The sequence below is a fragment of the Actinoplanes sp. NPDC048967 genome (genome assembly GCF_040649415.1).
GTDB lineage: Bacteria > Actinomycetota > Actinomycetes > Mycobacteriales > Micromonosporaceae > Actinoplanes.
This window is the reverse complement of the sequence record NZ_JBEZFL010000002.1, coordinates 548,090-568,252: the sequence shown is the minus strand read 5'-3', so window position 1 is coordinate 568,252 and position 20,163 is coordinate 548,090. Positions and strand designations below refer to the sequence as shown.

17 protein-coding genes and 1 riboswitch are annotated in these 20,163 nt (G+C 70.8%); of the genes, 5 read left to right on the top strand and 12 right to left on the bottom strand.

Annotated elements, in window-relative coordinates:
- The first annotated feature begins 57 nt into the window (after positions 1 to 57).
- Complete coding sequence (locus AB0C12_RS09400; RefSeq protein WP_360545934.1) at positions 58 to 2,271, top strand: AAA family ATPase; 2,214 nt, start codon at positions 58 to 60, stop codon at positions 2,269 to 2,271.
- Here AB0C12_RS09400 and AB0C12_RS09395 read toward each other — a convergent pair.
- The 6 genes from AB0C12_RS09395 to AB0C12_RS09370 form a co-directional block, all read right to left on the bottom strand.
- Entirely contained in the window at positions 2,268 to 2,606 is a 339-nt protein-coding gene (locus AB0C12_RS09395; RefSeq protein ID WP_360545932.1) for a DUF3263 domain-containing protein, read from the bottom strand. The two genes, AB0C12_RS09400 and AB0C12_RS09395, sit on opposite strands and share 4 nt — an antisense overlap.
- 79 nt (positions 2,607 to 2,685) lie before the next feature.
- Positions 2,686 to 3,693 carry an ABC transporter permease subunit gene (locus AB0C12_RS09390; RefSeq protein WP_360545930.1) on the bottom strand — a complete coding sequence of 336 codons (1,008 nt, stop codon included), beginning with the start codon at positions 3,691 to 3,693 and terminating at the stop codon, positions 2,686 to 2,688.
- Positions 3,690 to 4,679: an ATP-binding cassette domain-containing protein gene (locus AB0C12_RS09385; RefSeq protein WP_360545928.1), complete on the bottom strand. Its 990-nt coding sequence runs from the start codon at positions 4,677 to 4,679 to the stop codon at positions 3,690 to 3,692. Before AB0C12_RS09385 ends, AB0C12_RS09390 begins: the two co-directional genes overlap by 4 nt.
- A 97-nt stretch (positions 4,680 to 4,776) precedes the next feature.
- Positions 4,777 to 6,480 (bottom strand): carbohydrate-binding domain-containing protein, encoded by a 1,704-nt coding sequence (locus AB0C12_RS09380; protein WP_360545926.1) that lies wholly within the window; start codon positions 6,478 to 6,480, stop codon positions 4,777 to 4,779.
- Positions 6,459 to 7,307, bottom strand: a complete 849-nt coding sequence (locus AB0C12_RS09375) for a polyphosphate polymerase domain-containing protein (protein WP_360545924.1) — start codon at positions 7,305 to 7,307, stop codon at positions 6,459 to 6,461. The genes AB0C12_RS09380 and AB0C12_RS09375 overlap by 22 nt, the downstream gene beginning before the upstream one ends.
- Positions 7,304 to 7,882 (bottom strand): DUF4956 domain-containing protein, encoded by a 579-nt coding sequence (locus AB0C12_RS09370; protein ID WP_360545922.1) that lies wholly within the window; start codon positions 7,880 to 7,882, stop codon positions 7,304 to 7,306. Before AB0C12_RS09370 ends, AB0C12_RS09375 begins: the two co-directional genes overlap by 4 nt.
- 203 nt (positions 7,883 to 8,085) lie before the next feature.
- Positions 8,086 to 8,225, top strand: a riboswitch (SAM riboswitch).
- An 11-nt stretch (positions 8,226 to 8,236) separates the two neighbouring features.
- Here AB0C12_RS09370 and thrC point away from each other — a divergent pair.
- Positions 8,237 to 9,517: a threonine synthase gene (gene thrC / locus AB0C12_RS09365; protein WP_360545920.1), complete on the top strand. Its 1,281-nt coding sequence runs from the start codon at positions 8,237 to 8,239 to the stop codon at positions 9,515 to 9,517.
- 239 nt (positions 9,518 to 9,756) lie between these two features.
- On the top strand, positions 9,757 to 10,701 hold the full coding sequence (locus AB0C12_RS09360; protein ID WP_360545918.1) for a GNAT family N-acetyltransferase: 945 nt from the start codon (positions 9,757 to 9,759) through the stop codon (positions 10,699 to 10,701).
- Here AB0C12_RS09360 and AB0C12_RS09355 read toward each other — a convergent pair.
- Both AB0C12_RS09355 and AB0C12_RS09350 read right to left on the bottom strand, forming a co-directional pair.
- Positions 10,640 to 11,131, bottom strand: coding sequence for a hypothetical protein (locus tag AB0C12_RS09355; RefSeq protein WP_360545916.1), 492 nt, complete (start codon positions 11,129 to 11,131; stop codon positions 10,640 to 10,642). The genes AB0C12_RS09360 and AB0C12_RS09355 overlap by 62 nt on opposite strands.
- The gene (locus AB0C12_RS09350) at positions 11,131 to 11,649 is read right to left on the bottom strand and encodes a GNAT family N-acetyltransferase (protein WP_360545914.1); all 519 of its coding nucleotides are present in this window, start codon (positions 11,647 to 11,649) and stop codon (positions 11,131 to 11,133) included. Before AB0C12_RS09350 ends, AB0C12_RS09355 begins: the two co-directional genes overlap by 1 nt.
- Positions 11,650 to 11,990: 341 nt before the next feature.
- Between AB0C12_RS09350 and groL the strand changes: the two genes are divergently transcribed.
- On the top strand, positions 11,991 to 13,613 hold the full coding sequence (gene groL / locus AB0C12_RS09345; RefSeq protein ID WP_360545912.1) for a chaperonin GroEL: 1,623 nt from the start codon (positions 11,991 to 11,993) through the stop codon (positions 13,611 to 13,613).
- Positions 13,614 to 14,740: 1,127 nt separating this feature from the next.
- On the opposite strand, the gene AB0C12_RS09340 is transcribed toward groL, so the two are convergent.
- From AB0C12_RS09340 to AB0C12_RS09325, 4 genes are all read right to left on the bottom strand, one after another.
- On the bottom strand, positions 14,741 to 15,877 hold the full coding sequence (locus tag AB0C12_RS09340; protein ID WP_360545910.1) for an amidohydrolase family protein: 1,137 nt from the start codon (positions 15,875 to 15,877) through the stop codon (positions 14,741 to 14,743).
- 406 nt (positions 15,878 to 16,283) lie between these two features.
- On the bottom strand, positions 16,284 to 16,751 hold the full coding sequence (locus AB0C12_RS09335; protein WP_360545908.1) for a hypothetical protein: 468 nt from the start codon (positions 16,749 to 16,751) through the stop codon (positions 16,284 to 16,286).
- A gap of 137 nt (positions 16,752 to 16,888) precedes the next feature.
- Positions 16,889 to 17,899, bottom strand: coding sequence for a GNAT family N-acetyltransferase (locus AB0C12_RS09330; protein ID WP_360545906.1), 1,011 nt, complete (start codon positions 17,897 to 17,899; stop codon positions 16,889 to 16,891).
- A gap of 11 nt (positions 17,900 to 17,910) precedes the next feature.
- A complete protein-coding gene (locus tag AB0C12_RS09325; RefSeq protein ID WP_360545904.1) occupies positions 17,911 to 19,173 on the bottom strand; it encodes an MFS transporter in 1,263 nt (420 codons plus the stop codon).
- A 25-nt stretch (positions 19,174 to 19,198) separates the two neighbouring features.
- On the opposite strand from AB0C12_RS09325, the gene AB0C12_RS09320 reads away from it, so the two are divergent.
- Entirely contained in the window at positions 19,199 to 20,035 is an 837-nt protein-coding gene (locus AB0C12_RS09320) for a winged helix-turn-helix transcriptional regulator (protein ID WP_360545902.1), read from the top strand.
- The last annotated feature ends 128 nt before the right edge of the window (positions 20,036 to 20,163 follow it).

Here is a 20,163-nt window from a genome sequence, read left to right as displayed (position 1 = left end):
GGCGTACGGCGGCTAGCGTGTCAACCTAGTCCCCTCGTCCAAACGGAGGCCTCCCCGGTGCCAGACGACCTCACGCTGACCGTGACCCAGCGGACGGCGGCCCTCGACGCGCGGCGCGGCATCGTCCGCCTGCACCCCGAGGTGATGGCCGCGCTCGCCATCAATCCGGGCGATCCGCTGCGCCTGGCCGGCCGGCGGACCACCGCGGGTCTCGCCGCGCGGGCCGAGCCGACAGCGAGCCGGGCGCTGCTCTACGCCGACGATCTGATCATCGGCAATCTGGGGTTGCGCGACGGCGGCCAGGTGACCGTGACGCCCGTGCCGGTCGTCCAGGCCCGGCGGGTCACGCTGACCGGCCCGGCCGAGATCGTGGCGGTGGTGTCGCCGGAGATGCTGCGCCTGGCGCTGCTGGGCAAGGTGGTCACCGCGGGCGACAACGTCTCGCTGCTGCCGCAGGACGTGCTGCTGGACGCGGGCGACCGGTCGCTGGTCGAGGCCGCCCGGCGCAGCCTGGCCAACCGGGTCGGCTACGCCTGGACCAGCACGCTGCTCACGGTGGTCGCGGTCGAGGACGCCGATGCCGCGCTGGTCACCATGGACACGGTGGTGGGGTGGCAGGACGGGGAGTTCTCGACCGTACGGGACCAGCCGGCTCCCACTGCTGCGGCAGCCCGGCAGCCGGCTTCCACCGATCCGGAGACGCCCCCGCCCAGCCTGGACGACCTGCCCGGGCTGCGTACGCAGGCCCAGGAGCTGATCGAGCTGCTCGACCTCGGCTTCCACCACGGCGAGGTGCTCGGCCGGCTGGGCACCACGGTGTCGCTGGGGGTGCTGGTGACCGGCCCGGCCGGCTCGGGCAAGTCGGCGCTGGTGCACGCGGTCGCGGCGAACGTCGGCGCGACCGTGTTGCCGGTCTGGGGTCCGGAGCTGGCGGCGCTGACCAACGACTCGGCCGCGGCCCGGCTGCGCGAGCTGGCCCGGGACGCCCGCGCGGGCGGTCCGACGGTGTTGCTGATCGCCGACGTCGAGGCGCTCGCGCCGCGCGACGAGCCCGGCCCGCTGGCCACGGTGTTCCGGCAGGTGCTGGGTGAGCTGCTGCGCTCCGGCGGCGCGGTGGTGGGCACGACGAGCCGTCCCGAGGCGGTGGAGCCCGGGCTGCGGTCGCCGGATCTGCTGGCTGTCCAGCTCGCGGTGCCGTTGCCGGACGCGGCGATGCGGCGCGAGCAGCTGCGGGTGCTGACCCGCGGTATGCCGCTGGCCGAGGATGTGCGGCTGGATGACATCGCCGGGCGTACCCCGGGCTTCGTCGCCGCCGACCTGGGCGCGCTGGCCCGCGAGGCCGGGGTACGCGCCGCGCTGCGCCAGAAGGACGCCGAGTCGCCCACCGTGACCATGGCCGACTTCGAGGGCGCGCTGGACGTGGTCCGGCCGACCTCGATGGCCGAGTCGACGCTGGAGGTCGCCCAGGTCACGCTGGACGACGTCGGTGACATGGCCGAGGTGAAGCAGACCCTGACCGAATCGGTGCTGTGGCCGCTGACCTATCCCGACACGTTCGCCCGGCTCGGGGTGCAGCCGCCGCGCGGTGTTCTGCTCTACGGCCCGCCCGGCTGCGGCAAGACGTACCTGGTCAAGGCGATCGCCGGCACCGGCAAGGCCAACGTGCTGTCGGTCAAGGGTGCCGAGCTGCTCAACAAGTGGGTCGGCGAGAGCGAGCGCGCGGTCCGGGAGCTCTTCCGCCGGGCCCGTGAGGCTGCGCCCACCCTCGTCTTCCTGGACGAGGTGGACGCGCTGGCCCCGACCCGCGGCCAGTCCACCGACGGCGGCACGACCGACCGGGTCGTGGCCGCGCTGCTGACCGAGCTGGACGGGGTGGAGTCGCTGCGCAACGTGGTGGTGATCGGCGCGACCAACCGGCCCGACCTGATCGACCCGGCACTGCTGCGGCCGGGCCGGCTGGAACGGCTGGTCTTCGTACCGCCGCCGGACGGCGAGGCGCGGGCGGCCATCCTGCGGGCCTCGGCCAAGTCCGTGCCGCTGGACAGCGCCGTCGACCTGGACGAGCTGGGCGCCGAGCTGGAGGGCTTCTCCGCCGCGGACTGCGCGGCGCTGATCCGCGAGGCGGCCCTGTCGGCGATGCGCGAGTCGCTGGACGCCTCGACGGTCACCGCCGAGCACGTGGCGACGGCTCGCAAGCGGGTGCGGGCCTCGCTCGATCCGGTGCAGGTCGCGTGGCTTGAGGCCTATGCCTCCACACACGCCCCCGGCTAGCGGCGGCGGGTGCGGGCCCGGGTCGAGCGCAGCCGGCGCAACCGGCCGATCAGGACCGGGTCGTGGGCCAGCGCCGCCGGGTTGTCCAGCAGGCCGTTGAGGAGCTGGTAGTAGCGCGTCGAGGACAGGCCGAAGGCGTCGCGGACGGCCTGTTCCTTGGCGCCGGCGTGCTTCCACCACTTGCTCTCGAACGCGAGGATCTGCACCTCGCGTTCGGTGAGGGCGGGCGCTTCGGCCGGTTCGGCCGGGGTCTCCTCGCGGGGCGCGGGGACGTGCTGCTGGTTGAGAGAGGCGTCGGGCTGCATGGCGCTCCTGGGCGGTGGGAGAGCACGCACAGATGTACGAAGGGATCGTCAGCATAGTGGCCGCCGACGATCCCCGCCGTCCGTGAGTGCCGATGCAGCCGAAGCTACCTTAAGTAATGTCTCGGCTACGCATAGTCCACATGGCTGCCCCCACAACGAGGAGCACCACCGCCGCCAGCACCCCGCCGGCCATCGGCCAGGTGATGGTGACCGTGGCCGGCTCGCACCCCGAGGTGCTGGAGTAGTCGCACGAGTCCCAGTCGGTGGCCACGGCTGACTTGTCCATCCAGGCCTGCGTCCACACCGGCACCAGGTACGCCTCCACGAACGGCACCTTGGCCAGGGTCAGCACGGTGCCGAGGCCGAACTGGAACACGATGATCGCCCCGATCGCGGCACCCAGGGCCATCGCCGTGTGCCGGCCCAGCGACGCCAGGCCGAAGCCCACCGCGCCTGCCGCCAGCACCAGCACCAGCCCGCGCAGCTCCATGAGCAGAATGGACTGCCAGGCACCCGAGGTCATCCCGGCCAGCGTGCCGCGCAGCTGCGCGATCAGCACGAACAGCCCGGTCCACACCGCGGAGACCACCACCGTGAACGCGGCCAGGCTCACCAGCAGCGCACCGAGCTTGGTGCCCAGCACCTGGAGCCGGCGCGGGCGCCACAGCAGCAGGTTCATCATGCCGCCGCTGCTCCACTCCGCGCCCACGAAGGTCGCGCCGATCACGAACGCCGTCACCGCCAGCAGCGCGGCGAGTGCGGTCACCAGGAAACCGAACTGCTCGCGGAAGTTGAACGTCGGGTCCATGTACCACTCGGCGCGGAAGTCGTCCCGGACCGGCTGGTAGATCTGGTCGCAGGGCGGATAGTTCTGCGCCGCCGGCGTGCCCTGGGCCGCCTGACAGTCCGTCGTCTCCTTGCTCGCCTGCCGCACGGCCATCTGGTACTGGCTGTCGGCCTCGGCCTGCGCGGCGGCGAGCCGCTCGGGCGACGCCTTGTGGTTGGTGAGGAACATCCCGGCCACGATGGCGGCCAGCACCAGGAGCGTGCCGAGCACGAAGAACCGGGTGAAGCGGCGCTTGGTCAGCCGGCGGGTCTCCGCCGTGTAGAGGCTCACTGTCCCCACCCGCCGTTGATCGCCGGGGCGGCCGCGGACTCGTCGACCTGGCGGTGCTCGCCCTCGACCGGCGCGGTGCCGGTGAGCTCCAGGAAGACGCTCTCCAGGTCGACCGCGACCGGGGCCAGCTCACTGACGTAGACGCCGCGGGCGGCGAGCGTCCGGGTGATGGCCCCGGGCTGCGCGATGCCGCTGACCATCAGGTGGTCCGGCTCGACGACGACCTGGGCGCCGATCTCACGCAACGCCCCGGCCGAGCCGGTCAGGTCGGCGATCGACTCGACGCGGACCCGTACCGAGGAGGTGGCGTGCTGGGCCAGCACCTCGGCGACGCCACCGGCGGCCACCCGGCGCCCGGCCGAGATGATCGTGACGGAGTCGCAGATGAGCTGGATCTCGCCGAGAATGTGGCTGGAGAGCACCACGGTCATCCCCGACTCGGCCAGGTTGCGCATCAGCGTGCGCATCTCCCGGATACCGCCCGGATCCAGGCCGTTGGCCGGCTCGTCCAGGATCAGCAGTTGCGGGTTCTTGAGCAGGGCGGAGGCGACGGCGAGGCGCTGCTTCATGCCCAGCGAGTAGGTCTTGACCCGGTCGGTGGCCCGGTCCCGCAGCCCGACCAGCTCCAGCACCTCGTGGACCCGCACCCGCTCGACACCGCCGGCGTCGGCGAGCAGGGACAAGGTGTCGCGGGCGGAGAAGTTGCCGAAGAACTGCGGGCTCTCCACGATGGCACCGACCAGGCCGGCGACCTCGGGCAGAGCCTGCGGGACCTCCCGGCCGAGCAGGGCCATCCGGCCGCCGTTGGGCCGGATCAGGCCGAGCAGCGTACGCAGCGTGGTGGTCTTGCCCGAGCCGTTGGGCCCCAGGAAGCCGTGCACCTGACCGGCCTCGACGACCATGTCGAAGCCGTCCAGCGCCCTGCGCACCCCCTTGCGGCTGCGATAGGTCTTGCGCAGGCCCTGTATCTCGAGGACAGCATTCACGCCGTCACCCTAATCACTCTCCGCCACAGATCCCGGCGAAACGGGCCGTGACCCCGTCCGGGGGCCAGGACGGGGTCACGGCCGATCCGGGGAGAGCTCAGGCGCGGCCGCTGCCGGCCGTCACCGAGGCGACCTGGGTGCCGGAGAGCGTGCCGCCCAGATGGAGGCCGCCGCCCGCGTCGGTGCCGGAGACCGAGCCGCCCGTGTAGATCCGGTACGACGTGCCCCGGGTCAGCGAGCTCAGGTCGAAGAGCACACCCTTGAGCACCCGGGTGCTGCGGAACGAGGCGAGCTGGGTGCCCGCGGCGGTGGCCAGGTGCACGATCGTGCCGGCCGGCTGGTTCGCGCCGAACGAGTACGCCACCCAGGCCTGACCGCCGGACGGCAGCGCGCTGGTCGACGCGGTCAGGCCGGTGGCCAGGATGGAGCCGCCGGTCATGGTCAGCGCGCCGTTGGAGTCCAGGCCGCCCTCGCCGCCGCCACGGGTGGGCGAGCCGTTGGCGATGACCGTGCCGCCGGAGATGGCCAGGATGCCGTTGGAGTCGAGCCCGTCCGTGCCGCCGCTGACCGTCACCGTGCCGCCGGTGACCTTGATGAAGGCGTTGGGCGCGACCTGCCTCTCGTCCACGCCCTCCTCGGCGGCGTTCACGGCGTCGTCGGTCGCGGTCACGGTCACTGTGCCGCCGGCGAGCGTGGTTTGCATGGCTTCCAAACCCTCGTACGACCTGGTCACGGTCACGCTGCCGGCGGAGACGGTCAGGGCGGTGTCGGCGTGCACCGCGTCGTCGCCGCTGGCCACGGTCAGCGTGCCGCCGTCGACGGTGATCAGGTTGTTGGAGTTGATCCCGTCGTCGGACGCGTTCAGGTTGAGCTGCCCGTCGCTGACGACCACGCTGACGCCGGCCTTGACGGCCTTGGTCGAGGCCGTGCCCGGGGCCGTGGTGCTGCCGCCGCCGGTCGTCGCGGTCAGGCTGCCGCCCGCGACGATGACGTCGGTGGTCGCGCTGATGCCGTCACCGGCGGGTGCGGTGAGGGTACGGGCGCCGCCGGCCAGGTAGACGTACCCCTCGGTGGCGTCGGTCGTCTCGTCGGACTTGATCGCGTCGCCGCTCGCCGTGACCCCCAGCGTGCCGCCGGTGTGCACGACGTAGTCCTGGCCCCGGACGCCGTCGTCCTTGGCCGTGACGGTGATCGTGCCCGAGTCGATGACCAGGCCGGCGTCGCCGGCGATGCCGTCGGCGGCGTTGCCGGTGACGGTCAGCGCCCCGGTGCCGGTGATGGTCAGGTCGGCCGCGCTGGACAGGGCGGCGCCCGGGTTGACCGCGGTCGTGTACGTCGCCGGGTCGGTGAGCCGGTTGGTGGTGCCGTCGGCCAGCACCACCATGACCTCGTCGGCGGCGACGACAGAGAGCGGCGCGGTGCCCGAGTTGGCGACGGTGACGCCGTTGAGGATCAACCGCACCAGGCCGGCCCCGGTGCTGTTGACCACGATCCGCCCGTTCGTGAGCGAACCGGCGAAGCGGTAGGTGCCGGCGGCGGTGACCGTGACAGTGCTGCCGCTGATCGACACGCCACTGCTGGTGGACGTGGCGCCGGAGCCGGTCAGGGTCACTGCGGCGACGGCCGACTCGCTCCAGACGTGATCGGCCGGGTCGTCATGGTCGGGGGCGTTGGCGGCCAGCGCCTGCGCCGCGGCCGGGCCCGCGGCGAGCACCACCGGGTCGGCGGCCCGGGCGGCGGCACCCGGTGCGAGGGCCAGGGCGCCGGCGAGCGCGGCGGTCAGGACGGGGGAACGGTGCATGTCTCGATCCTTCGGTCGGCGGCCGGCGCGGGGCCGGCCGGGGCAGCGGGGTGGAAGTGCCGGCGCAGCAGCCGGCGCCACGGGGCGGAAGGCAGCTCGGGGCGCAGAGCGGCCAGGCCGGTGGCGTACTTGGAGATGGACGCCGGGCGGTGACCCCGGGCCCACAGCAGGCGGTCGACCTCGGAGGCCGCCGCCCTGGTCTTGGTCTCGACCACGGCGATGCCCGGCAGGCTCAGGTCCGGCGGGCTCAGGTCCGGGGCACTGCGGCCCGGCCCGGTCCAGGACAGGTCGATGTCGATGGTCACCCGGCTCTGCGAGGCCGGCAGATACAGAGTGCTGCGCCGATAGTGGGTGGCCAGCGCCGGTGCGAAGACCAGGCCGCTCACGTCCAGGTCCTCCAGCACGGCGTCGACGAACCAGCGGCCGGGTCCGAGGTCGTCGTGGTGCTGCCGCTCGTACGCCAGGCGGGTCTTGACCGTGCCGCCGCGTACCCCCTCGGTCTTGACCTCCAGCAGGCACGTGCCGGAGTCCAGGTAGGTCCGCGTGCGGACCTTGAACCGGCGGCGCCGGCGCAGCGCGGTGAGCCGGAAGCAGGCCAGGTCCGCGGTGTCGAAATAGACCGAGGCGTAGCGGAACAGCCGGTTGCCGTCGATGTCCAGGATCCGGGTGTCGCGGCCCAGCGCGGGCAGCAGCGTGGCCAGCTCGCACAGCGGCAGGACGTACTTGCGGTCGCGCCTGACCTGCAGCTCGGCCTGCGTGGTGAGCTCGGCCAGCCCGATCGGGCCGAGGCCGGCCAGGCCCTCCAGCCGCGGGGGCGCGGCGGTCACGGGCGGGCTCCGGCCGCCGCGGCCACGCGGGTGCCGGCCACCGAGCGGGTCCGCGAGTACCGGACCTCGACCACCGTGGTCTCGTTGACCAGGTCGACCCGCTCGACCGAGACCGCGTGCACCCGGGCGCCGAGCACCTGTTCCAGCTGGGCGACCAGGGCCAGTTCGTCGGTGGTCGCCGAGTCGAGGACCAGCACCTGGCGCCGGTAGCCGCGGAACAGCCGGGGATGGTCGCCCAGGAACATCACCACGAGGATGAGCGCCATGAGCGCCGGTGCCAGCCACACCGCACCGCCGCCCAGCGGGCCGATGATGCCCAGCGCCAGCGCGGAGAAGTAGTAGGCCACCTCGTGCTGGTCCAGCTCGGTGGAGCGCAGCCGGATGATCGAGAGCACGCCGAAGAGCCCGAGACCCAGGCCGGCCCCGACGGTGCCCGAGCTGAGCGAGCCGGCCACGGCCAGCACGCCGACGTTGACACCGAGGTACGCGACGACGAGGTCACGGCGGCGGTGCCGGGGGAAGTAGAGCCCGAAGACGAGCACGGACACCGCGACGAGATCGATCGCGTACAGCACGGGGGGTCCTCCATCCGGCCAACAAATCCATAACTTTCAATGGACAGTAGGGCCGGAGCGCGCGTTTCAACCTCGGAGATTGCTGTGAATCAATCGACCTACATCGATCAGTGGGACGCGCACCCGGGAGCTGAAGCTCACACCTCGGGATGCTTGGCAGCGCTTTGGCCGCCCACGCCGTAAGGTGAGGGACACAACTGAATACCTCATCCAGAGGGGCTGAGGGAACGGCCCGATGACGCCCCGGCAACCACCACACATGTCTCGATGGCGAGGCCCAGCGTGTGGCAGGTGCTAATTCCGTCCCCACGCGCGTCCACCGACGCCGGGGGAAAGATGAGAAGGAGCCTCATTGTGACGTCCACCGTCGACGCCCCCCGCCAGTCCACCAGCCCCGCCCGCGCCCTCGTGTGCCGTGGCTGTGGCGCCGAGTTCCCGCTGGCCGCGCAGCACGCCTGTTATGAGTGTTTCGGTCCCCTCGAGGTCGCGTACGACGCCGCCGCGCTGGCCGCGGTCACCCGCGAGCAGATCGAAGCCGGTCCGCACAACATCTGGCGTTACGCCGCCCTGCTGCCGACCGGCCAGGACCCGGCCACCCGCGTCACCCTCGACCCCGGCCTGACCCCGCTGGTCAGCGCCGACGCGCTGGCCGCCGAGGTCGGCCTGCGGGCCCCGCTGTGGGTCAAGGACGACTCGGCCAACCCGACCCACTCCTTCAAGGACCGGGTCGTCTCGGTGGCCCTCACCGCCGCCCGCGAGCTCGGCTTCACCCGCTTCGCCTGCGCCTCCACCGGCAACCTGGCCAACTCCGTGGCCGCGCACGCCGCCCGGGCCGGGGTGCCCTCGATCGTCTTCATCCCGGGTGACCTGGAGCAGGGCAAGGTCATCACCACCGCGGTGTACGGCGGCGACCTGGTCGCCATCGACGGCTCCTACGACGACGTCAACCGGCTCTGCGGCGAGCTGGTCGAGACCGACGAGTTCGAGGACACCGCCTTCGTCAACGTGAACGTCCGCCCGTTCTACGCCGAGGGTTCGAAGACTCTGGGTTACGAAGTGGCCGAGCAGCTCGGCTGGCGGATCCCGGCCCAGGTGGTCGTGCCGATGGCCAGCGGCGAGCTGCTCACCAAGATCGACAAGGCGTTCACCGAGCTGGTGGAGATCGGCCTGGTCGAGGCCCCCGAGGGCGGCTGGACCGTCTTCGGCGCCCAGTCGGCCGGCTGCAACCCCATCGCCACCGCGCTGCACAACGGCACCGACCAGATCATCCCGGTCAAGCCGACCGGCATCGCCAAGTCGCTCAACATCGGCGACCCGGCCGCCGGCGCGTACGCCATCGAGGCCGTGACCCGCACCGGGGGCTGGATGGACTACGCCGACGACGACGAGATCCGCGACGCCATCCAGCTGCTCGCCCGCACGACCGGCGTGTTCGCCGAGACCGCCGGCGGGGTGACCGTGGCCGTGCTCAAGAAGCTGGTGGCCAGCGGCAAGCTCGACCCGGACAAGGAGACGGTGGTCTACAACACCGGCGAGGGCCTCAAGACCCTGGACGCCGTCGCGGGCCAGGTCGGACCCACCCACCGGATCAAGCCGTCCCTCCGCGGCGCCCGGGATGCCGGCCTGCTCGGGTGACACACGGTAGTCAGCACTCTGCCTAACGTCGAGAATTCCTACCCGCGAGGACTTGCGCGAGGATCTCAGGGTCGGCAGGATGCTCTACGCGGGAGGACGCGACGCCGTACGTGGCCCCACCTTCGAGCTTGGCGACAATCTCCTGGGGGCCCAACGACCCAGTGCCGGAGGCGCTGTGCGCGCGTCCTCCCGACCAAATCTCAGTCGCGGTCAGCTGGCCGGCGGCGCAGGCTGTCGGGATGCTGCGGATAGTTCCCCTCACCGACGAGCGGGCGGCCTACGAGATCGACCGGGCCGCCGCCGAAGCGGACGCCCCCGACATTCCGTTCAGCTCCTTCGAGACCTATCGCACCCGGTTGCGGCACCCGTGGCCGGGCAACCGGGCGGAGCAGTACCTCGCCGTCCACGACGGGACCCCGGCCGGCCACCTCGAGCTGTACCTGCCGCAGCTCGACAACCTGGCCAACGTCATGGTCGAGCTCTTCGTCCACCCGGACCACCGCCGCCGGGGCACCGGCCGGGCCCTGCTCTCCCACGCGGTGCGCCGCGCGACAGAGCTCGGCCGCCGGCACCTGATCACAGAGGCTGTGGCCGCCGACGCCTTCGCGCGGGCCGCGGGCGCGATCCCGGCCCTGGTGGAGATCCGCAGCCGGCTGGACATCACGGGCCCCCTGCCCGGCGACAGCCCCGCGCCGCCCGGCTACCGGCTCGTCCGATGGACGGACGAGGCGCCCGAGGAACTGCTGGACGACATCGGCTACCTGGACAGCCGGCTCAACGAGGACGCGCCCACCGGCGAACTGGCCGTGGAGTCCGAGAAAGTGGACGCTGCCCGGGTCCGTGCGGCCGAGGAGACGCTGCGCAGCCGGAGGCGTACGACGTTCCACACCGGCGCCGTGCACGAGCAGAGCGGACGCCTCGTCGCCTGGACGATGATCGCGAGCGAGAACGACACCGGCTGGCACGCCTGGCAGAACATCACCATCGTCGACCCGGACCACCGCGGGCACGGCCTCGGGCTGGCGATCAAGAACCACAACCTGCGGTACGCGCGTACGGCGCGCCCCGGCCTGCGGGCGATCGACACCTCCAACGCCGAGGAGAACGAGCACATGCTCCGGATCAATGAGGCGATGGGCTTCCGGCCGGTGGATCGCTGGACCCAGTGGCAGCTGACCGTCTGAACCGGCGCAGCCCCGGCCGCAGCGGGGCCACCCGGTAACCGCCGTGCTCCAGGCCCGCGTGCCGCTCGAAGGCGTTACGCGTGCCGTAGGTGCCGGTCATCGTCCACGAGTAGCCGCAGGACAGCCAGTACGCCGGCCAGAACAGCGGGCCCAGCACCGCGTACTGCCCGGCATGCCGGCTCTCGTGGGCCAGCAGCGCGGCGCGGCTCTCGTCCAGCAGCCACTCGGCCGTCCGCCGGGTGATGATCACCGAGCCGATGGTGAAGCAGGTCGCCGGGGGTGCTTTGCGGCGGTAGCCCTCCGCGATCAGGATGCCGCCGGGACCGCGGCGCACCTTGGTGCCGGTCAGTGCGGCGATGCCCAGGCCTACCAGTGTGGTGCCGTTCAGGGCGGTCAGCACCGTACGGGCCAGCGGCCACCCGGCGCCCATCAGGCCCGCCGGCGCATCTGCAGCTCCAGCAGACCGGGGACGACCGGGTGCGGCACCCGTACGCCGGTGTCCTCGAAGCCCAGCCGCTCGTACGCCCGGACCGCCCGGTCGTTGCCGACCACGACCTCGAGCATCAGCTCACCGCGGCCCATCGCCACCGACCACTCGGCCACCGCCTCGACCAGCTCCCGCAACACGCCCCGGCCGCGCTGGGCCGGTGTGATGTAGACCGCGAAGACGACCGTCGCGCGCGGGTCCTCCGGCAGCACCGTGCCGCCCGCGTGACCGATCAGCCGGCCCCCGGGATCGGCCACGAACTGGGCCAGCTGGCCGCCGGTCGACGCCTGGGCGATCCGGCGCCGGTAGTCGGCGTGCGGCCGGGCCGCGGCCTGGGCCAGGGTCTCCAGGAAGGCGAGCGGGCTGTCGGCCAGCATCTCCAGCCGCAGCGCGCGCATCCGGCCGGCGTCCGCGGGAGTGACCCGGTGCACGGTCATGGTGGGCGCGACAGTGCTGGTCATGCTGCTCTGCCTACCTCGTCGCCCAGGTGGGGGCAAGTCGGACGCCGATAAACGACCGCCGCGGGCACCCGTGCGGGCGGTCCGTTCTGCTTGCACTCGCCCCAGCAGAGTGCTAAACAAGTGATTGGCACTCGCGCCATGTGAGTGCCAGCAGGTCGGGACGGTGGGGTCACGGCTGCGGCACCGCCATCGGTGCCGGGGCACGGGACCGGTCGTCGCGGGCTATCCGGCTCGGCCTGAGGACGTCACATCGCCAGGTGGTGACGTCCGCATGGTTCTCAACGTGCGGAAAGCGGGCCGGACCGGCCCGGCGCCGCGAATGTCCAGGAGGACAAAGCCGTATGGCCAAGATCATCGCATTTGACGAGGAAGCTCGTCGCGGCCTCGAGAGTGGTATGAACCAGCTCGCCGACGCCGTCAAGGTGACGCTCGGCCCCAAGGGCCGCAACGTCGTGCTCGAGAAGAAGTGGGGCGCTCCCACCATCACCAACGATGGTGTGTCGATCGCCAAGGAGATCGAGCTCGAGGGCACCTTCGAGAAGATCGGCGCCGAGCTGGTCAAGGAGGTCGCCAAGAAGACCGACGACGTGGCCGGCGACGGCACGACGACGGCGACCGTCCTGGCCCAGGCCCTGGTTCGCGAGGGCCTGCGCAACGTCGCGGCCGGCGCCAACCCGATGGCCCTCAAGCGGGGCATCGAGGCGGCCGTCTCCGCCGTCTCCGACGAGCTGAGCAAGCTCGCCAAGGACGTGGAGACCAAGGAGCAGATCGCCTCCACCGCCTCCATCTCCGCCGGTGACTCCACGGTCGGCGAGATCATCGCCGAGGCCATGGACAAGGTCGGCAAGGAAGGCGTCATCACCGTCGAGGAGAGCAACACCTTCGGGCTCGAGCTGGAGCTCACCGAGGGCATGCGCTTCGACAAGGGCTACATCTCGGCGTACTTCATGACCGACGCCGAGCGGATGGAGGCCGTCTTCGACGACCCGTACATCCTCATCGCGAACAGCAAGATCTCCGCGGTCAAGGACCTGCTCCCCGTTCTCGAGAAGGTCATGCAGGGCGGCAAGCCGCTCATCATCATCGCCGAGGACGTCGAGGGCGAGGCCCTGGCCACCCTGGTCGTCAACAAGGTCCGTGGCACCTTCAAGTCCGTCGCCGTCAAGGCTCCGGGCTTCGGTGACCGCCGCAAGGCCATGCTGGACGACATCGCCATCCTCACCGGTGGCACGGTCATCAGCGAAGAGGTCGGCCTCAAGCTCGACGCCGCCGACCTGAGCCTGCTGGGCCAGGCCCGCAAGGTGGTCATCACCAAGGACGAGACGACCATCGTCGACGGTGCCGGCAACGCCGAGCAGATCCAGGGCCGGGTCAACCAGATCCGCGCCGAGATCGAGAAGTCGGACTCCGACTACGACCGCGAGAAGCTGCAGGAGCGCCTGGCCAAGCTGGCCGGCGGCGTTGCGGTCATCAAGGTCGGCGCGGCCACCGAGGTCGAGCTCAAGGAGCGCAAGCACCGCATCGAGGACGCCGTCCGCAACGCGAAGGCGGCCGTCGAAGAGGGCATCGTCCCCGGCGGTGGCGTGGCGCTCGTGCAGGCCGGCAAGACCGCGTTCGACAAGCTCGACCTGGTCGGCGACGAGGCCACCGGCGCGAACATCGTCAAGGTCGCGCTCGACGCCCCGCTGCGCCAGATCGCCGTCAACGCCGGCCTCGAGGGCGGCGTCGTGGTGGAGAAGGTCCGTAACCTCGAAGCGGGTCACGGCCTGAACGCCGCCAACGGCGAGTACGTCGACCTCCTGGCCGCGGGCATCATCGACCCGGCCAAGGTCACCCGCTCGGCGCTGCAGAACGCCGCGTCGATCGCTGCGCTGTTCCTCACGACCGAGGCTGTTGTGGCGGACAAGCCGGAGAAGAACCCGGCTCCGGCCGGTGCTCCGGGTGGCGGGGACATGGACTTCTAAGTCCTTCGCTTTTGTTGGCAGGGGCGGGTCGCCAGTTTTTTTGGGCGGCCCGCCTTTTGCTGGTTGCATGGGGGGCTTGGGGGCGGGGGATGACCCACGCAGCCCGTCAAGCTTGATATCTGCGTGGGTCATCCCCCGCCCCCAAGCCCTGTTGTGGTTCGGCTTGCTGCTTCATGCACTCCCTTCGGAGCTTCCGGTGGCGGGTCGGGCATCGGGGTCTTTGTCGGGTCGGTCGTGGGGGCTTTGGGCCGGCCGGTTTCGGGCCGCTGACCGCCGGCTCTTCGCCTGCCAGCCTGTCGCCCAGTCGCAGCCTGTCGCCCAGCCGCAGCCTGTCGCCCAGCCGCCGCTTCTCGCCTGGCCGGTGTTGTCGCTGGCTGGCCTGGGCGGCTGGCTGGCCTGGGCGGCTGGCTGGCCTGGGCGGCTGGCTGGCCTGGGCGCCTGGCTGGCCTGGGCGGCTGGCTGGCCTGGGCGCCTGGCTGGCCTGGGCGGCTGGGCGGCGTCGTCGCTTGGCCGGCCTGTTGGCTGGCCGTAGCCTGTCGCCCCGCGGCGCTTCGTCCGGTCGGCCTCGTCCGGCCGCAACGTGGCGCTTGGCCAGCCCTTACGCAGATTCGGAGCTTGTTCGCTTGGCCAACCCTCCCTCCTGGGCCGCCTCTTCTGCCGGTTGCAGCCTCTTACGCCGGCTAGCCGCGGTGCTCGGCTGACAGCATCGACGAACCCGTTCCGGCGCAGGAACGAACTGGGTGACTTCGGGCCGACGGCTGGCAGGGCGTCAGCCTTCGTCTTTCATCAAGGCGGCCGGGGTTCTGGTCGCGGCGGGTTTGGCGTCGACGCCGGAGTCCGGGCAGGCGGTGCTGTCCGACCGTGGGCCCGGTTGCTCCCTGGTTCCTGGTCGTGGTGGGCGGTGGTTCCCGTTGTCAGGTCACGGGCTCGGGTAGCGCGGCGAGGCGTTCGAAGGCCGTGCTGAGGTCGGTGGTTCAGCGCCGGTCGGCGGCGGTGCGAAGGCCGCGGTGTCGATCGCATCCAGGACCTGCCACGCGGTCGGATCAAAGCCACCAGACCGCACATGCCGTCCTGCTGCCGCAGCACCGCCAGATCGGTGACAGAGTCGCTCCGCTCGGACTGGCGCGTCACTTCACGGGCAGCTTGATCTTGAACAGGTTCTCTGCGTTTCGGAACGCGATCTTCTCCTTGTCCTCCCGCGGCAGATCGACTCCGCGGAACCAGTCGGTCTGGGCCTTGATGTCCGCGAACGGGTAGTCGGTTGCGAACATCACTCGGTCCACGCTTATGAACTTCAGCAGGAGATCGAGCAGTTCGGTCTGCGGGAATGCGCTGGTGGTGATCCAGAAGTTGTCCTGGAAGTACTGCCCGAAGGGCTTCTTGAGCGAATCTTCGGTCGGCTCGCCCATGTCTTCCAGGATCCGCTTGTAGTAGAAGGGAAGACCTTCGCCCATGTGGCCGATGATGACTTTCAGTTGGGGGAATCTGTCGAAGACCCCGTACGTGATCATCCGAATGCACTGGGTCAGCACCTCCTGGTGCCAGCCGTATCCGGACCCACTGAAAATGTAGTCCTGGAACTCTTCGGTGTATTCGGACCGTGTGGTGCTGTAGTAAATCTTGAAAACCTCGTCAGCCGGATAGCCGGGATGCAGGTAGATCGGCACGTCGAGAGCGACGGCCCGGGCCAGCACAGGTTCGAAGTCGGGATGATCGAGATACTTCTTGGTGATGTGTCCGTTGGTCAGGGCGCCGAGGAAGCCATCTTCCCGAACCGAGCGTTCCAGTTCGTCCGCCGCCGCTTCCGGGCTCTGCAGGGGCAAGGTGGCGAAGGCCTTGAAACGGCCCGGATATTTGGCGATCGGCCCGTCCACAAGTTGCCGGTTCAGACGGTAGGCAAGATCGATGCCCCTTTTCCCGGGGACGTTCTGCACGGATGGTGTGTGCGCGGAGAGGATTTGAACGTTGAGTCCCCCCGCGTCCATGTCGCCGATGCGGCGTTGGCCCAGATCCGAAAGACCGATCTCCTCGAGGAACGCTATGTGATCCTCGTTGATGGAGTTCAGTTTCAACAGTTCGGGAGTCGAGAAGGTCTCCTCCGTGCCGATGAAGGGCAGGTCCCGGTCTCGCATCGCAATGTCCGGCTTCCTGTCCGGAGTCTTGTTCTCGTCCGCTGCCGAAACAGCGGCGTAGGCGGACAGGCCGGCACCAGCGCCAAGTGCCGTGGCAGCGGCCAGAAAGCCGCGGCGTCCCATGGGCTTCATGTCATTCTCTCTTCACGCGTTTGTGTGGTCTGGTATGCGAAGGGCACGGGTTTTCGCGCATCGCGGCAGCGCCGACCGGTGGCACCGCGAGGAACCGCGCGGCGGCTGTGGTGGAGCTGACGACCCCTCGCTCAGCTGACGCCGAATTCGTAACAAGCGAATCTGAGACGACTGTTAGAAGGCTCCTGGCGCGATCTCCCGGCCGGCTTTCGAGCCTCGACCGAGGTTATGGTCCACTGTGGAAGGTTGAAGCGGACACCATGGCGCTGGTGACGGCTTTCGCTGGCGCCATCCGGTGGCAGAGCCGGATATTTGCAGGTAGCTCGCTGGACCGGCCAACCGCTTCTCGGGGGATCCGACGATGATCGAGAACTGGCGCGGCTGGCAGAGCTTCACGTCAGCGGCGTTATTGGGGCCTGCGGGCCGGCGCGGCATCGCGCAAGGCCTGCGCCCCGGCGCGGCTGCGCCTGGCGCTCCGCATCGACCAAGGACCTGCGATTGCCCAGAAGACGACGGCGAGCCACCACCACGGCCCGTTCAGGACCACATTCAACACGGCCACGGCGAGCATCAGGCCGAACACCGCGATCTCGACAGCAGGCGTCATCGTGCGGCGTAGCCGCTGGTCCACCAGCCGGGAGGCCGATGGATGCAGCCGTACGTCGTCCGGCCACCGCCCGGCGTCAACGCTGTGCACGACCGTAAATCTCTCCTCCGGGGTCAGGGTATGCCCGCCGGCCTGGAAGATTCGTCGTTCGTAGGACCTGATGAAGAGACCCGTCACGAGGGCGAACAGCACCGCTGAGGCCGCCGCGCCGATGAGCTGTCCTGTCGGATCGGAATCGTCGTCGCTCGCCCATGAGACGACGAACATGACTGTTCCGAAGGCCAGGCCGACGACTGCCCCGCGCGTCCACCAGGAACGCTGGAGCCACCACTGAGTTCTCGTACGGCCGACGGGCAGCCGCTCGTATTTATCCCCGTCACACAACCCGCAGTACAAGGCGAACGTCAGAGCTGTTTGCGGTAGAGGAGGAAGACGCGTTCTACTCGGGCCGCAACGGCTTTCGCGTAGAACGGGAGGGGGCCGACCCAGCCGATCTGTGCTTGGGTGTGGCCGGCGGCTCGTTGGTCGGCGAGGCAGCGGCGGAGCAACAGCGCGCCGATTCCCGAGCCGCGGGCGGCCGGTGCGGTGCCCATCGGGCCGAACCAGGACGGGCGGGACGAGCCGTAGGCGGCGAAGCCCAGGATTGCCCCGTCCTTGGCCAGGGCCAGGTGGCAGCCGGCCTGGTCCCGGCCCACCGAGTGGGTGATCTCGCCGGCCCAGCCTTCGCCGAAGTTGGCCAGGGTGAAGCGGACCAGGGCCGGGACGTCCTCGGCGCCTGCCCGGCGGAGGGTGATGCCTTCGCCGGCCAGTCGGGCCTCGTCCTCGGCCGTTGCGCCCGGTGCGGCTCCGGAGGCTTTCGTCGTCAGGTCCACCGTCATGTTCCAGGCGGGTTGGTCCTGTTCGAAGCCGAAGGCCATCGCCGCGCAGATCGCCGGGGTGTAGCGCACGTCGATGCCCGGCCAGGCGTAGTACGGGGCGTTGCCGGCGATCACCACGTCGCCGGCGCCGAGGCCGGCCAGTGCGCCCTCGACCCGGGAGATCAGGGCCCGGGCCACGCCGCGGCGGCGTTCCTGGGGGTCCACGGCGATCAGGTCGACGTGGCCGATCGAGCGGTCCCGGTGCGACACCGAGCCCAGTACCACCCCGATCACCCGGCCGCCGGTCACCGACACCGGCTCCCCGGAGAGGGCCGCACCGGCCGCGGCGCTCGCGCCGGCTGAGCGCAGGGCGATGAAGCCGGTGATTCTGCGGGGAGTGGCCGACCAACCGTCAGTGCCGGTGGTCTCGCGCAGGCGCAGCACGATCTCCGCGGCCTCGGCGGCGTCCTCGGGCAGGTCCAGGGCGCTCCGGCAGAGCGCCACCACGGCGGGTACGTCGTCGTCGGTCAGTTCGGAGATCCAGAACTCGCTGTCCACAACCGCCGAACCTACCCAACGACCGCCTCCCGCTCCGGCGTGGTCGGCTCGATCAGGTCCCGGCGCCCGCGTACGGGGGAGAACACCAGCGCGAGTGGCGCGGCCACCGAGGCCACCGCGACGATCAGCAAGGTGGCCCGGGCACCGAGGGGTCCGGCCAGTGCACCCGCGACCAGCCCGCCGACCGGGATGGCGCCCCAGGAGACGAACCGGACCGTCGCCATCACCCGGGACAGCAGCTCCGGCGGGCTGGCGATCTGCCGGTACGTGCGGGTGGTCACGCTGAAGACGCAGCCGGTGGCGGCGAAGACGAGCACGCCCGCGGTGAAGCCGAGGTACGCCACCCGGCCGGTGCCGGCGGGGATGACGAAGGCGGCAGCGGCTTCCACGAAGCCCAGAATGATCAGTCCGCGCGCCGTGCCGAGAGTGTTGGTGGCCCGGGTCGTCAGCGCCGCGCCGATCAGGGTCCCGACGCCGTCAACGGCGAGCAGCAGGCCGACGACGCCCGCCGGGGCGTGCAGTTCGCGGACCAGGTAGAGCGGGAAGAGTGCGAGGTAGGCGCCGTTGACGAAGTTCGACGCGGTGGCCGACCACATGGCCGGGCCCATCATCGGGTGCCTCGTCACGTACGCCCAGCCCTCGCGGATCATCGCGCCCATCGGGGTCGGCCGGTCCGGGCGGTGCCCCCGCCGGGCCGGCAGGGTGCGCAGCAGCGCCGCCGACACGAGATAGCTGATCGCGTCGATCAGCAGAGTCGGCACCGCGCCGAGGAACTGCACCGCGAGGCCGCCGAGCGACGGACCGGCCAGCTGGGTCGTGGCGTGGGTGCCGGAGGTGAGGCTGTTGCGCGACTGGAGCTGGTCCCGGCTGACGATCTCGGGCAGGAACGTGGTGTTGGCGACGAAGAAGACGACGTGCGCGAAGCTGACCACCAGGGCGACGACGACCAGCTGAGCGACGGTGAGCCCGCCGAACCACCAGGCCACCGGGATGGAGGCGACGGCGAGCGCGCGGACCAGGTCCGCCGTGACCTGGGTGCCGCGCAGCGGCAGTCGCTGCACGATGACCCCGGCGGGCAGCCCGATCACCAGCCACGCCACATAACCGGCCGCGGCGATCAGGCCCATCTCGAACGGGGTCGCGTCGAGGACCGCGAGCGCGGTCAGCGGCAGGGCCACCCCGCCGACGGCCGAGCCCAGATCACTGCTGGTGCCGGCCGTCCACCACCGCCAGAACACGCTCACGGTCCCCGCCCCCGTTCGAGTAAGTTCCATTCTGGAACGGACTATAGTGGAGCGCGTGCGCAGGGTCGAACTCGTTGATGCCGACTGCGGCATCGAGCAGGCCCTCGGCGTGCTCACCGACTGGTGGACTTTTCTCGTGGTCCGCGACATCGCGGGCGGTGTGACCAGGTTCGAGGCGTTGCAGCGTTCGCTGGGGGTCAGCCGGCGGGCCCTGACCGAACGCCTGGCCGCGCTGGTCGAGCACGGAGTGCTGCGCCGGGAGCCGTATTCCGAGCACCCGCCTCGCCACGACTACCTGCTCACCCTCAAGGGCGAGGGCCTGCTGCCGGTGCTGATCGCCCTCCAGGAGTGGGGCGACCGGCACGTGCTCGGCGACGGCTCGCTCACCGCGACGGCCGCGCCGACCTCGGCGGAGGCCAATCGCGTGCACGGCCTGGTCGGCCGGCGGATCCCGGCACTGCGCCTGGAGACCTGGACGGTCCTCTACTTCTTCCCCGGCGCCTTCGCGCCGGACACCCCCGGCTACCCGCCCGGCTGGGGCGAGATCCCGGGCGCGGCGGGCTGCACCCTCGAGTCCATGACGTACGCGGCCAGAGCGGCCGACTTCACCGCGGCGGGAGCCGAGATCCGTGGCATCAGCACCCAGCGCCCGGACCAGCTGGAGGCCTTCGCCGCCCACGCGCAGCTGCCGTTCCCGCTGCTGTCGGATCAGGACGTCAAGCTGGCCGCGAGCCTGCGCCTGCCCACTTTCCGGGCGGCGGGGGAGGACCGCTTCAAGCGCCTGACCCTGCTGGCCGACCCGACGGCGACGATCCGCACGGTCCAGTTCCCGATCACCGACCCGGCCGCCTCGGTCACCGAGATGCTGAACGCGGTCCGGGCCCGCAGTTGACCTTGCGAGCACGCAGCTCGCGATCGGCGGGAGCGACGGTCAGTTATCCGCACAGACCTACGACCTGAAGTCTTTGATCGTCCGTATCTGATCTTGCCAATCTCTTTTCACTCGCCGGGGGGACACCC

Bases quoted from the DNA above. Each gene is read 5' to 3' on its own strand.
- AB0C12_RS09380 (WP_360545926.1), bottom strand. From the start codon at position 6,480: ATGCACCGTTCCCCCGTCCTGACCGCCGCGCTCGCCGGCGCCCTGGCC.
- AB0C12_RS09360 (WP_360545918.1), top strand. From the start codon at position 9,757: ATGCTGCGGATAGTTCCCCTCACCGACGAGCGGGCGGCCTACGAGATC.
- AB0C12_RS09355 (WP_360545916.1), bottom strand. From the start codon at position 11,131: ATGGGCGCCGGGTGGCCGCTGGCCCGTACGGTGCTGACCGCCCTGAAC.
- AB0C12_RS09350 (WP_360545914.1), bottom strand. From the start codon at position 11,649: ATGACCAGCACTGTCGCGCCCACCATGACCGTGCACCGGGTCACTCCC.
- groL (WP_360545912.1), top strand. From the start codon at position 11,991: ATGGCCAAGATCATCGCATTTGACGAGGAAGCTCGTCGCGGCCTCGAG.
- AB0C12_RS09340 (WP_360545910.1), bottom strand. From the start codon at position 15,877: ATGAAGCCCATGGGACGCCGCGGCTTTCTGGCCGCTGCCACGGCACTT.
- AB0C12_RS09335 (WP_360545908.1), bottom strand. From the start codon at position 16,751: ATGTTCGTCGTCTCATGGGCGAGCGACGACGATTCCGATCCGACAGGA.
- AB0C12_RS09325 (WP_360545904.1), bottom strand. From the start codon at position 19,173: ATGGAACTTACTCGAACGGGGGCGGGGACCGTGAGCGTGTTCTGGCGG.